Raw genomic sequence first — 12,977 nt, forward strand, 5'->3', positions numbered from 1 at the left:
CAGAGCAATCGGTCGATCCAGCCTTTGGAACGCAGGCCTCCCGTCTCAAGGCTCGGCCGATTTCGCGGGCGCAGTTGGAAGGAGCAGGAAACGTGCCCACGCTGCACTCCGTGACAGGGTCGTCAAATCAACCACTTGCTCGGTGCCGCGATGGCCGCAGCCATGCAAAGTGCAATAGAGGCACTGGTTCGCCTTGCAAAATGCCCTGTCATGCAACCGGATTGCATGGGTGCTTTGACGCCCTTCGAAATGCCTCGGCGAGGCTTTTCCTTTGCTTGCATCCAGACGGATGGCGGTTCTGCTCCTGGGGCAAGACCTGCAATCTAGAGCCAGCCCGCGAGGCATGACCTGCCCCTCTCACCGGAGTACCGCCCTTGATTACCTGTCACGTCAGATATGTCATCGATCCCTACCAGTTGCCTGAGTTTGAAACTTATTCCAAGGCCTGGATTGCCGTGGTCAGGCGTTTGGGCGGCACCCACCACGGTTACTTCCTGCCGTCCGAAGGCGCCAGCAACATTGCCTATTGCCTGTTCAGCTTCCCGTCCCTGGCCGATTACGAAGCCTATCGCCAGAGCGCCCTGAGCGACGCCGAGAGCGTGGCCCTGGTGGCATCGGTGATGGAGAAGAAATTCATCCTCAGTTACGAGCGCAGTTTCCTGCGCCCTCTCCTGTCCTGATCCTCAATCCGTCGTAGGAGCCGGCTTGCCGACGAACAAACCCTCAAGCCTTGCATCGCCTCAGCCGACGCTTTCGCTGGCAAGCCAGCTCCTACAGCAGCCGGATACACCCTGCAGTTCCCCGTAGGAGCCGGCTTGCCGGCGAAGAGGCGCGCAAGACATGCATCGCCCCGGTCGACGCTTGCTACAAGGGGGCGCTGTGCACGGCTGCGCGTTCGGCTACGTGCCGCAGGCTGTCGAAGTTGATGTTGGCGCCCGAGTCGATGGCCACCAGGGTTTGGCCCCTGGCTCCGCTCCGGGCCACATACTCCTTGATCCCAGCCACCGCCAGGGCGCCAGAAGGTTCGGTGATGGAACGGGTGTCGTCGTAGATGTCCTTGATCGCGGCGCACAGTTGGTCATTGCTGACGCTGATCACCTGATCCACGTGATGCCGGCAGATCTGGAAGCCATGCTCGCCAATCTGCGCCACCGCAACACCGTCGGCAAAGGTCCCGACTTGGGGCAAGACCACCCGCTCCCCCGCCGCGAGCGCCTGTTGCAGACAATTGGAGTGCTCGGATTCGACGCCAACGATGCGGATCTCCGGCCGCAGGTATTTGACGTAGGCAGCAATCCCGGCGATCAGTCCGCCCCCGCCCACGGGGACGAAGATGGCATCCAGCGCGCCCTGTTGCTGACGCAGGATCTCCATGGCCACGGTGCCTTGGCCGGCAATCACGTGGGGATCATCGAAAGGTGAAACAAAGGTGCCCCCAGTGCGCTGCGCCAGGTCCAGGGCATGGGCCAGGGCAAAGGGAAAACTCTCGCCATGGAGAATCGCCTCGGCGCCACGGCTGCGTACGCCCAGCACCTTGAGTTCTGGAGTACTGGCGGGCATGACGATACGGGCCTTGATCCCCAGCTCCCGCGCCGCCAGGGCCACGCCCTGGGCGTGATTGCCGGCGGACGCGGTGACCACCCCTCGCTGCCGTTGCTCAGCGCTGAGCTGGGCCAGACGGTTGTAGGCGCCGCGGATCTTGAAGGAAAAGGTCGGCTGCAGGTCTTCGCGCTTGAGCAGGATCTGGTTGCCCAGCCGTTGCGACAGCGCCGGTGCCGCCTGCAGCGGCGTGCAGATCGCCAGGTCGTAGACCGGCGCCGCAAGAATCATCTTCACATAGCGTTCCAGCAGGGCCATGTCGGCGCTGGGCTGGGGCGTGCTGGCAAGACGGCTGGGGCAATGCATGATGGATCTCCTGGCTATGTTCGGAGCCCGGGAGACGGAAAGAAAAAACCCGCCTCGAGGGCGGGTTGGGTGCAGTCGTCAGCAAGCCCGCCAATAAGGAATGGCGGTAATAATGCTTGGCTGGGAGCGAAGGGTTTGCAAAGTCATGGACGGAAACTAGCGAATTCGCCGGCAAGCCGCAAGCCACCAGCAGTGAATTTCTCCCTTGTCCCCAGGGCGTGCCGCTTGAGTCGCTTTATACGAAACATATATGATTCGTATATTCCCTCAAGAGAGACCCTATCAACATGGGTATCGTCAAAATCTCCGATGAGCTGCACGAGCAGATCCGCGTCGCCAGTGCCGCCATGGACCGCTCGATCAATGCCCAGGCTGAATTCTGGATCAAGATCGGCCTCTTGGCCGAGCTCAATCCACACCTGGCCTACAACGACCTGATCAACAAACTGCTGCTGAACAAACCCGACCTGCTCAGGGGGCGCCCATGACCCAAGCCCTGATCAAAACCCCGGAACAACTGGCGCTGATGCGCGAATCCGGGCGCCTGCTGGCCCAGGTGTTCACCTTTCTCGACGGTTTTGTCGCCTCGGGCCTGTCCACCCTGGAGCTGGACAGCGCGGTGGAACACTTTATCCGCCATGAGCTCAAGGCGCGCCCGGCGAGCAAGGGCCAGTACAACTACCCCTACTGCATCAACACCTCGATCAACGAGGTGGTGTGCCACGGCATGCCTCACCCCAAGGCGGTGCTCAAGGACGGGGACATCGTCAACATCGACATCACCCTGGAGAAGAACGGCTACATCGCCGACGCCAGCAAGATGTACCTGATCGGCCAGGTCGGTCCCAAGGCTCAGCGCCTGGTGAACACCACCTTCGAGGCCATGTGGGCGGCGATCGAAGTGGTGCGCCCGGGGGCGCGCCTCGGCGATATCGGCCATGCCATCCAGTCTCACGCCGAAGCCAGGGGCTACAGCGTGGTCCGCGAATACTGCGGCCACGGCATTGGCCGGCAGATGCACGAAGAACCGCAGGTCCTGCACTTCGGCCGCCCAGGCACCGGCCTGGAACTGCGCGAAGGCATGGTCTTCACCATCGAACCCATGCTCAACCAGGGCAGTGCCCGGGTCCGCGGGCTCAAGGACGGCTGGACCGTGGTCACCCGCGACAATGGCCTTTCCGCCCAGTGGGAACACACGGTGGCGGTGACTCGTGACGGCTTCGAAGTGCTGACCCTGCAAGCGCAATAAGGCTCATATGACCTTGTCGCCATGGCCGGTGAGCCTTCGCAGCCCCAGGGACATGGCCCCGGCGGCCAGCAACATGGCCAGCAGCAACAGCGCGTAGGCAATCCACCACGGCGTGCCCGCGGTCATCATGCTGAACTCGGACATGCCACCGATGCTGGCGATCAGGTTCAGCGGCAGGAACACCACGTTGATCAGGGTCAGCTTGCGCAGCAACTGGTTGGTGCTGTTGTTCATCAGGTTGCCCCGAGCATCCATCAGCCCGGCGAACACCGTGGAGTAGATCTCCGCCTGCTTGTAGCACTGGTTGTTCTCGATGATCAGGTCGTCGATCAGGCCGATGGCCTGGCTGCCGAACTGCTCCTTCTCGGCGTGGTTGCGCAGGCGGGTCAGCAGCGCGCCGTTGCTGTGCAAGGCATTGAGGTAATAGATCAGGCTCTCGCTGAGATTGAACATCTGCATCAGGTGGCGGTTTTCCATCGAGCTGTTGAACTTGTGCTGCAGCTCCCGGGCCACCAGCTTGATCACCTTGAGATGGCCCAGATAGTGATGGATGTTGTTGAACAGCAGGTCCAGCAGCACATCCAGCGGCGTGTGCAGGTTGTGCCGCGCCCCCAGCCCCTGGAGCGGCGTATCGTCGGGGGCGATCACCAGCAGCCGGTCTGGCGAAAACAGCAGGCCGCAGGACGACACCTCGAAGGACAGGCTGCCGCCGCCGGAATAGTTTTCCGGGCGCTTCCAGATCAGGAACAGGTAATCGGGATGAAACTCGATGCGCGACACCTCGTCCGGGTCCAGCGCCGAAGCCAGGGCGTGCTCATCGAGCTTGAAGGCACTGTGCAGCAAGTCGCGCTCCGCCAGGTCCGGGTTGCTGAACAGCATGACCTGGGCGTCCAGTTCAGGGACGGCTTGCAGGCCGCCATGGGCCAGTCGATAGCTGTGGATCATCGCCGCCTCACCAGGCCTGGCCGCGACGCTTGAGCTCCAGGCGGCGCACGAACTCCTCCAGTACCAGGGAATACAGGTCGTCCTGCAGGTAGGCATCTTCGATGCCGGCGTCGAGATTGGGGTTGTCGTTGACCTCGATCACCACCACTTTGTCGCCGGACTGCTTGAGGTCAACCCCGTACAGACCGTCGCCGATCAGGTTGGCGGTCTTCACGGCCAGTTCCACCACGGCCCGCGGCGCCTCATGGACCGCCAGGGTGCGGCATTCACCGTTGATGTCCTGGCCCTTGGCCTTGTGGTTGTAGATCTGCCAGTGGCCCTTGGACATGAAGTACTGGCAGGCAAAGATCGGCTTGCGGTTGAGCACGCCAATGCGCCAGTCGTACTCGGTGTAGAAGAACTCCTGGGCCAGCAGCAGCACCGAGTGCTCGAACAGTTCGGCTGTGGCCGTAAGCAGCGCCTGCTGACTTTCGACCTTGATCACCCCGCGGGAAAAACACCCATCGGGAATCTTCAGCACCAGGGGAAAGCCCAGGCGTTCGCCGACCCGTTCGAAGTCTTCCGGTCGCTCCTTGTAGAGGATCTCGGTGGCGGGCATCCCCAACTGATGGCCCTTGAGCAGGTCGGTGAGATAGACCTTGTTGGTACAACGCAGGATCGAGGTGGGGTCATCCATCACCACCAAACCTTCACTTTCGGCCTTCTTGGCAAAACGATAGGTGTGGTTGTCGACGCTGGTGGTTTCGCGGATCAGCAGCGCATCGTATTCGGCAAGACGGGAGTAATCCTTCTTCTCGATCAACTCCACATCGATGCCCAGCCCCTTGCCGACCCGAATGAAGCTTTCCAGTGCCCGGGCATTGGAAGGCGGCAGGATTTCGTGGGGATCGTGGAGTATCGCCAAGTCATAACGGGCCAACTGCCTTGAGCGTGGAATACGCCAGACCTTGCGGCTGAAACTGTCCAGGGAGTTGGCAAATTGATCTTCCTGATCTTCTCGCAACTTGTGCAGGGCACCGGACTTCACCCCTTCGATATGCCAAGTGTTAGTGCGCTTGAAATCAACTAGCAGGATCGGACAAGGAAAGAGCTCAAATAATTGACGAGCCAGTTCCTGCAACGGCTCGATATGGGTCCGACCAAAATACAGCGTCAGAGTAAAACCTTCGGTATCACTGTAGAGGTGATTGCTCAGGGCTTTTTCCAGGGTCTTGTCCAGGTCGTCCAGGGCCAATCCATAGAGGGCCTTGCGGGTCAGTTCACTGATGGTGCGTACAGATGGAATCACCCGGTGGCCGCGGGCTTCAGCCAGCAGCGAACAGTAGTAACCGTGTCCCAGGTACTTGTAACTACGGCACAGATTGATCACCTGAACCCTTTTTCCCGGGGCGTGTTCCCGGCTCTGCTCAAGGTATTCCTGGGCCGTGAGAATATCTTCACTGGGAAAGTAGGAGGCCCAGTCTTCCTTGCGTTCGACAATGATAATCACCTGACTTGAAACTTTATCCCCAGGGGAAAAATAACTTGCCGAAGTGATTGTCGCCGGCAAACTTTGCTCGGATACTTCTCGCCAATGACCTTGTACCGCTGACATAAAGTTCGCTCTCGCTTAAGAACCTGACCCTTTCTATTAAGCACGAACTTTTTTCGAAGTCTCGTTTCGTTACGCAACTTTTACGGCGGTTATATGGATCTTGTCTTTCGCACTGCAACCCCCGACGATCTGCCGGCGCTGGTGGCCCTGGAACAGCAATGTTTCACCAGCGACCGGCTGACTCCACGCAGCTTCCAGTGGATGATCAACCGCGCCCACGGGCAACTGCTGGTGGCCGAACATCAGGCGCGGTTGCTGGGCTATGCCGTGGTGCTGTTTCATCGCGGCACCTCCCTGGCGCGGCTGTATTCCATCGCTATCGCCGAAGACGCCCGCGGCCTTGGCCTGGGCCGGCGCCTGCTGCAACGGATCGAGGCCTGTGCCCTGGCCCATGATTGCGCCTATCTACGCCTGGAAGTGCGCACCGACAACCCGGCAGCGATTGCCTTGTACGAACGCCACGGCTACCGGCGTTTTGCCCGCATCCATGATTACTACGAAGACCACGCCGACGCGCTGCGTCTGGAGAAACGCATTCTCCAGCACCGTGAGACCCGCAGCATCCGCGTGCCCTATTACCAGCAGACCACCGACTTCACCTGCGGTCCGGCCTGTTTGCTGATGGCCATGGCGGCCCTGCAACCGTCGCGGCCCCTGGAGCGACGTGAGGAACTGCAGATCTGGCGTGAAGCCACCACGGTATTCATGACCGCCGGCCATGGTGGCTGCAGCCCTCAGGGCCTGGCCCTGTCCGCCTGGCGCCGGGGCTTTGGCGTGCGCCTGCAAGTCAACAGCGCCGGGCCACTGTTTCTCAGCGGCGTGCGCGACGAGCATAAAAAGGACGTCATGCGTCTGGTTCACGACGAGTTCTGCAAGGAACTCGATACCAGCGATGTGCAACAAGTACTGGGCGGCCCTCTGGACCTGCCGAGGTTATTGAGTGAGGGCGGCCAGCCCCTGGTGCTGATCAGCAGCTATCGCCTGACCCGTTCCAAGGCGCCTCACTGGGTGATAGTCACCGATTGCGACGAGGACTTCGTCTACCTGCACGACCCGGATGTCGACCATAGCCAGCACCGCCAGCCGATGGACTGCCAGCACCTGCCGGTCAGCCACAGCGAGTTCGACAAGATGTGCAGCTTCGGCAGCAGCAAACTGCGGGCCGCCGTCATCCTCTCCCAGCGCGCCCAAGCGTAGGAGCCGGCTTGCCGGCGAAGCGGCCTTCGGATTTTGTGCTGCCCTCGCCGACGTCTTCGCTGGCAAGCCAGCTCCTACACAGCACGGTGCTAACCCGTAGGAGCCGGCTTGCCGGCGAATAGGCCTTCGGATTTTGTGCTGTCCTCGTTGACGCCTTTGCTAGCAAGCCAGCTCCTACAGCAATGGTGTCGGGCGGGCGGATTATTCCAGGCCAACCTTGTACAGGCCGCCCTGCTCCTCGTCGGTAAGGATGTACAGATAACCGTCCGGGCCCTGGCGCACGTCACGGATGCGCGCATTGAGGTCGCCCAGCAGGCGCTCTTCATGGGTGACACGGTCGCCGTCGAATTGCAGGCGGATCAGTTCGCGGCTGGCCAGGGCGCCAATGAACAGGTTGTGCTGCCAGGGCTTGAAGCGATCACCGTCATAGAACGCCATGCCGCTGATGCCGGGGGACTTCTCCCAGACATGATGGGGGGCCACGGTGCCTGGCGCTGTCTGGCCACCGGCCTCGGGAATCGGCTGGCCGGAATAGTTGACCCCGTGGGTTGCCAGGGACCAGCCGTAGTTCTTGCCCCGTTCGATGATGTTGATCTCGTCACCGCCCTTGGGTCCATGCTCGTTCTCCCACAAGGTGCCGCTCCAGGGGTTGAGCGTCGCGCCTTGTGGATTGCGGTGGCCGTAGCTCCAGATCTCCGGACGCACCCCGGACTGACCGACAAAGGGGTTGTCGTCCGGCACCCGGCCATCCGGATACAGGCGCACTATCTTGCCCTGGAGCTTGTCCAGGTCCTGGGCGGTGACCCGGTTGTTGTTCTCGCCCAGGGTGATGAACAAGTAGCCGTCGCGGTCAAACACCAGGCGGGAGCCGAAGTGGTTGCCGGTGGACAGCTTCGGCTCCTGGCGGAAGATCACCCGGAAATCCTTGAGCCCGCTCAGGTCGTCGGCCAATCGGCCCCGGCCGACCGCGGTGCCGGCTGTGCCGTTCTCGCCACCGCCTTCGGCATAGGACAGATACACCATGCGGTCCTGCCTGAAGTCCGGCGACAGCACCACGTCCAGCAAGCCGCCCTGGCCATTGGCCCAGACCTTGGGCACGCCGCTCAAGGGGGCCGAAAGCTTGCCATCCGGGCTCACCACCCGCAGGTTGCCGGGACGCTCGGTGACCAGCATCCCTTGGCGATCCGGCAGGAAGGCCAGGGCCCAGGGATGGTTCAAACCTTGCACCAACGGCGTCAGGCTCAGAGTACCCTGCTCGCTGGGAAACGACTGTTCGCCCGCCGCCGAGGCCGGCAACACGCTGCCCAGCAGGACGCTGGCGCACAAGGTGGCGAAAAAGGTTTTACGCAACATGCTCGCTTCCTTCTGTGGATCAAGAAAATCCCTCGCGCGCCACGCACAGGCGACGGTCGACAACGCAGTGCACAGGCGCCTCAGCGCCGGTTGCTCGGATCGTTTTCTCGGGGGCTTTGCACTCGGGGATCGGGATTGGCTCGCTGTACACCGCCCCGGGGGTAACCGTTGCCGATACCGCCGTTCTCCAGGGTCGGCGGCCGTCCGCTGGGTGCTGTGCTGGGGCCACGAACAGGCGGACTGCTGGGCTGGGTGCCCTGCATGCTGTTGGGATTGGCCCGGCGAATGGGGTTGCTGTAGGGATCGTTGTTGCCGCTGTTGGGCAGGGTCTGCGCCAGCAACAGAGCACTGGGCAACTGCGGGGATGGGAGCGGTTCAGGGACGGCGGCCCAGATCGCGCCACTGGCCCAAGTCAGCGCGATGAATGCGGCAAACCCGCGAGCCAGACTGTTCATGACAAGCCTCCTGAAGAGCGACAAGGTATCGAATTCGATTCCACGCTACGCCCAGGGTTCGGCTTTGTTAATTAAATAATCCTGCAGAACATGTAACACCCGGTATCCACGGCGCGCCATAGTCGCCGCGGCGTAAGAGCCGGCTTGTCGGCGAAGAGTCCGCTGAGCCGTGCATTGCTCGGGCCGACGCCTTCGCTGGCAAGCCAGCTCCTACACAAGCCAGCCCCTACACAAGTCGCAGGCCCGCATCCAGACGCTGGAGCAGGCCAAGAGGCAGGATGGGCCGATCAGATATAGATGAAGAGCAACAGCAGCGCGGCGAAGATCGCCCACTTTTCCAGGTAGTAGCGGGTGCGGTTGCGCTTTTTCAGTTCCTTGCCCCGCAGGCGGATCTTGTACAGCTTGTTGAAGGCCCGGTTCAGGCCACCGGTCTTGTCTCCGGCATCATTGGGCGAGCCGGCAGCGGACATCACGGTGCGGCTGAACCAGCCATTGAGCGCTGCAGCCCAGCGATACTTCATCGGCCGCTCGACATCGCAGAACAGAATGATGCGGTTTTGATCGGTGGTGTTTTCCGCGTAGTGGATGTAGGTCTCGTCGAACATCACCGCTTCGCCGTCGCGCCAGTGATAGCGCTCGCCATCGACCTCGATGTAGCAACCTTCATTGTTCGGCGTGGACAGCCCCAGATGGTAGCGATAGGAACCGGCATAAGGGTCACGGTGGCGCACCAGCTTGGAGCCCGGTGGCAGCTCGGCAAACATCGCCGCCTTGATCGAGCCGATGCTCTGCACCAGCTCGGTGGTGCGCGGGCACAGTTTCATCGCCGAAGGGTGGCTGTCGCCGTACCACTTCAGATAGAAGCGTTTCCAGCCGGTCTTGAAGAACGAGTTGAAACCCACATCGTTGTACTGGTCCGAGCGTTTGATCTCACCGGCCTGCAACAGGTTCTGGCCCTCGGTGCGAATCTCTTCCCAGTGTTCCTGCAGCTTGTTCATCTCGGGAAAGTCGGCCGGGTCCAGGTAGGGCCGGTTGGGAAACCTGGAGAACAGGTAAAGAAAGCAGTTGATGGGGGCCAGGAAGGTGGAGTGATCACTCAGTTGGCGACCCAGCTTATGGCGCACGCGCCCCCGCAGGTGTACGTACGCAATGGATAAAACGTATACAGCGGCAATGATGAGTTTCACGGAAATTGTCACACTTCAGAAGAGAGCATGCTGCGCCCCTGAAAGCCCGAAGGGCCAAAGGCAAATGGCAGCGTCTGAGTTGAAAAAAGCGCAATCGGCGAACGTCTTCGTCGCCGATCCGACCCTCGGCGTCCGGCCGTCGGCTGGCATTTTAGCCACAGTTTGTAACCAATGGTTAACTCAAATTTGTGAAAAGCTGCGCGACTTCTGTCGAAATTTGCCTGTATTGCGCCAGGTTTTGATTCAGCTCAAGAGAATGCCCTCCAGCCCTCTAGCCGGCACAATCGAGCTGTGCTGGCCGGGTTCCCGAGGTATCCTGCCGGGCGCCTTTTTCCTTTCTGCCTGGCAAGGACCGCTGAATTGATCGACCTCACCCCACTTCCGACCCTGGTCCTGCTACCCGGGATGGATGGCACCGGCAGGCTGTTCGACCCGCTGCTTCAGGCCCTGCCCCCGAGCGTACCGGTGCAGGTCCTGCGCTACCCCGCCGATCAGGTGCTGGACTACCCCGCCCTGGTGGAACGCGTAGGGCAACAATTGCCACTGGACCGTCCTTTCGTATTGCTGGGCGAGTCGTTTTCCGGCCCGGTGGCCGTCAGCATCGCCGCTCGGCGTCCAGCCGGGTTGAAGGGGCTGGTGCTGTGCAGCAGTTTTGTGCGCAATCCGCGTTCGGCACTGGCCCCTCTGTCTCCGTTGCTCAAGCTTCTGCCCTTGCGACACTTGCCGTTCTGGCCCATGGATGCCTTGTTGCTCGGTGGTTTTTCCACGCCCGCGCTACGCGCCGCACTGGCCGCAGCCATCGCCCAGGTGCAATCCCGGGTACTGCGAACCCGATTGCAGTCAGTGATGGCGGTGGATGCAAGCCAGGCGCTGGTGGCCACGGAGGTACCACTGCTGTATCTCCAGGCCCGCCACGACCGGTTGGTGCCTGCCTCGGCGTCCACCCTGATCCGGCAACTGCGCAACGATGCCCAACTGGTGGCCATCAACGGCCCCCACTGCCTGCTCCAGGCCGCACCGACTGAGGCCGCCGAGCACCTGCTGCGGTTCATGCACGAGTTGGCACAGATCCGAGTTGCGGTCGACGGCCGTTGAACATCGACCATTGCGGCAAAAATCCCTACCCGAGCGTCATACAACTGCTCGGTTACATATGCGACAATGCGCACAAATTCCAACATGCACCCCGCACTCTTTGCTCAGCAACCCGGCCCCGTCGCCGGAATGTTGCGCTCGACGTACGCCCGCTGGCTCAGCTCCACACCCAGACCGGCCCGACCTGGAAGGCTCCAGATCGCGCTTCGTGGATTCAGGCCGGCGCTAAATCATTGGTAGGTAAGTAATTGATCTCCACAGCTAACATCACCATGCAGTTCGGCGCCAAGCCACTGTTCGAGAACGTTTCGGTCAAGTTCAACGGTGGCAACCGTTACGGTCTGATCGGCGCCAACGGTTGCGGCAAGTCGACCTTCATGAAAATCCTCGGTGGCGACCTCGAGCCGTCCGGCGGCCAGGTCATGCTGGAGCCGAACGTGCGCCTGGGTAAACTGCGCCAGGACCAGTTCGCCTACGAAGAATTCACCGTGATCGACACCGTGATCATGGGTCACGAAGAGCTGTGGAAGGTCAAGGCCGAGCGCGATCGCATCTACTCGCTGCCGGAAATGACCGAAGCAGACGGCATGGCTGTGGCCGAGCTGGAAACCGAATTCGCCGAGATGGACGGCTACACCGCCGAATCCCGCGCCGGTGAATTGCTGCTGGGCCTGGGTATTCCCCTGGAACAGCATTTCGGCCCGATGACCGAAGTCGCTCCAGGCTGGAAGCTGCGGGTGCTGCTGGCCCAGGCGCTGTTCTCCGATCCGGAAGTCCTGCTGCTGGACGAACCGACCAACCACCTGGACATCAACACCATCCGCTGGCTGGAAAACATTCTCACGGCGCGTAACAGCACCATGATCATCATTTCCCACGACCGTCACTTCCTCAACAGCGTCTGCACCCACATGGCCGACCTGGACTACGGCGAACTGCGTCTGTTCCCGGGCAACTACGACGAGTACATGATCGCCGCGACCCAGTCCCGCGAGCAGCTGCTGTCGGACAACGCCAAGAAGAAAGCCCAGATCGCCGAGCTGCAGACCTTCGTCAGCCGCTTCTCGGCCAACGCCTCGAAAGCCAAGCAGGCCACGTCCCGGGCCAAGCAGATCGACAAGATCCAGCTGGCTGAAGTCAAGCCGTCGAGCCGGGTCAGCCCGTTCATCCGCTTCGAACAGACCAAGAAGCTGCACCGCCAGGCGGTGACCCTGGAACGCATGTCCAAGGGTTTCGATGGCAAGACCCTGTTCCAGAACTTCAGCTTCACCGTCGAAGCCGGCGAGCGCGTGGCGATCATCGGTCCCAACGGTATCGGCAAGACCACCCTGCTGCGCACCCTGGTGGGCGAACTGACCCCGGACGCCGGTACCGTCAAGTGGACCGAAAGCGCGGAACTCGGCTACTACGCCCAGGACCACGCCCATGACTTCGAAGACGACGTCAGCCTGTTCGACTGGATGGGCCAGTGGACCCAGGGCGAGCAGATGATCCGTGGCACCCTGGGCCGCATGCTGTTCTCCAACGACGAGATCCTCAAGTCGGTCAAGGTGATTTCCGGTGGTGAGCAAGGCCGCATGCTGTTCGGCAAGCTGATCCTGCAAAAGCCCAACGTACTGGTGATGGACGAACCGACCAACCACTTGGACATGGAATCCATCGAGGCCTTGAACCTGGCCCTGGAAAACTACCCGGGCACCCTGATCTTCGTCAGCCACGACCGTGAGTTCGTATCGTCCCTGGCCACTCGCATCATCGAGTTGAGCCCAAGTGGCGTGACCGACTTCAGCGGCACCTACGACGATTACCTGCGTAGCCAGGGCGTGATGTTCTAAAGCAGCAGGCCGTTTCAAGCGACAAGCGTCAAGCAAAGCCCCGTCCGTTGTGACGGGGCTTTTTCGTTTGCCCCTCCTCTCGCAGGAGCCGGCTTGCCGGCGAAAAAGCCCTTGAGTCGGCATTGCCCCTGCCGGCGCCTTCGCTGGCAAGCCAGCTCCTAC

General features: G+C 61.3%; 12 protein-coding genes and 1 pseudogene. 7 read left to right on the forward strand and 6 right to left on the reverse strand.

Annotated features, from left to right (window positions below; genetic code table 11):
* Positions 1-374: 374 nt before the first annotated feature.
* Positions 375-680, forward strand: coding sequence for an NIPSNAP family protein (locus ACSSVC_RS19750; RefSeq protein ID WP_346634394.1), 306 nt, complete (start codon positions 375-377; stop codon positions 678-680).
* 208 nt (positions 681-888) lie between these two features.
* On the opposite strand, the pseudogene ilvA reads toward ACSSVC_RS19750, so the two are convergent.
* Positions 889-1,905 (reverse strand): annotated as a pseudogene (ilvA, locus tag ACSSVC_RS19755) (threonine ammonia-lyase, biosynthetic); the annotation flags it as partial.
* A gap of 287 nt (positions 1,906-2,192) precedes the next feature.
* On the opposite strand from ilvA, the gene ACSSVC_RS19760 reads away from it, so the two are divergent.
* Both ACSSVC_RS19760 and map read left to right on the forward strand, forming a co-directional pair.
* Entirely contained in the window at positions 2,193-2,393 is a 201-nt protein-coding gene (locus ACSSVC_RS19760; RefSeq protein ID WP_123725234.1) for a ParD-like family protein, read from the forward strand.
* Positions 2,390-3,154, forward strand: a complete 765-nt coding sequence (map, locus tag ACSSVC_RS19765) for a type I methionyl aminopeptidase (RefSeq protein WP_346634393.1) — start codon at positions 2,390-2,392, stop codon at positions 3,152-3,154. Before ACSSVC_RS19760 ends, map begins: the two co-directional genes overlap by 4 nt.
* A gap of 3 nt (positions 3,155-3,157) precedes the next feature.
* On the opposite strand, the gene ACSSVC_RS19770 is transcribed toward map, so the two are convergent.
* Positions 3,158-4,099: a magnesium transporter CorA family protein gene (locus tag ACSSVC_RS19770; RefSeq protein ID WP_346634392.1), complete on the reverse strand. Its 942-nt coding sequence runs from the start codon at positions 4,097-4,099 to the stop codon at positions 3,158-3,160.
* 7 nt (positions 4,100-4,106) lie between these two features.
* Positions 4,107-5,693, reverse strand: a complete 1,587-nt coding sequence (locus ACSSVC_RS19775) for a RimK family ATP-grasp domain-containing protein (RefSeq protein ID WP_492611227.1) — start codon at positions 5,691-5,693, stop codon at positions 4,107-4,109.
* A gap of 93 nt (positions 5,694-5,786) precedes the next feature.
* Here ACSSVC_RS19775 and rimI point away from each other — a divergent pair, with 93 nt between their 5' ends.
* Complete coding sequence (gene rimI / locus ACSSVC_RS19780; protein WP_404936902.1) at positions 5,787-6,890, forward strand: ribosomal protein S18-alanine N-acetyltransferase; 1,104 nt, start codon at positions 5,787-5,789, stop codon at positions 6,888-6,890.
* Between the two features lie 201 nt (positions 6,891-7,091).
* Here the strand turns inward: rimI and ACSSVC_RS19785 are convergent, their stop codons facing one another.
* From ACSSVC_RS19785 to lpxO, 3 genes are all read right to left on the reverse strand, one after another.
* On the reverse strand, positions 7,092-8,243 hold the full coding sequence (locus tag ACSSVC_RS19785) for a PQQ-dependent sugar dehydrogenase (protein ID WP_492611228.1): 1,152 nt from the start codon (positions 8,241-8,243) through the stop codon (positions 7,092-7,094).
* Between the two features lie 80 nt (positions 8,244-8,323).
* Complete coding sequence (locus ACSSVC_RS19790) at positions 8,324-8,698, reverse strand: hypothetical protein (protein WP_404936903.1); 375 nt, start codon at positions 8,696-8,698, stop codon at positions 8,324-8,326.
* Between the two features lie 287 nt (positions 8,699-8,985).
* Positions 8,986-9,885 (reverse strand): lipid A hydroxylase LpxO, encoded by a 900-nt coding sequence (lpxO, locus tag ACSSVC_RS19795; protein ID WP_123725241.1) that lies wholly within the window; start codon positions 9,883-9,885, stop codon positions 8,986-8,988.
* Between lpxO and ACSSVC_RS19800 the strand changes: the two genes are divergently transcribed.
* From ACSSVC_RS19800 to ACSSVC_RS19810, 3 genes are all read left to right on the forward strand, one after another.
* On the forward strand, positions 9,848-10,249 hold the full coding sequence (locus ACSSVC_RS19800; protein WP_446440532.1) for a hypothetical protein: 402 nt from the start codon (positions 9,848-9,850) through the stop codon (positions 10,247-10,249). The genes lpxO and ACSSVC_RS19800 overlap by 38 nt on opposite strands.
* Complete coding sequence (locus ACSSVC_RS19805) at positions 10,246-10,980, forward strand: alpha/beta fold hydrolase (RefSeq protein ID WP_346634387.1); 735 nt, start codon at positions 10,246-10,248, stop codon at positions 10,978-10,980. Before ACSSVC_RS19800 ends, ACSSVC_RS19805 begins: the two co-directional genes overlap by 4 nt.
* A 248-nt stretch (positions 10,981-11,228) precedes the next feature.
* Entirely contained in the window at positions 11,229-12,815 is a 1,587-nt protein-coding gene (locus ACSSVC_RS19810; protein ID WP_159890447.1) for an ABC-F family ATPase, read from the forward strand.
* Positions 12,816-12,977 lie beyond the last annotated feature (162 nt).

This window comes from Pseudomonas sp. E1BtOHC1, assembly GCF_058744285.1.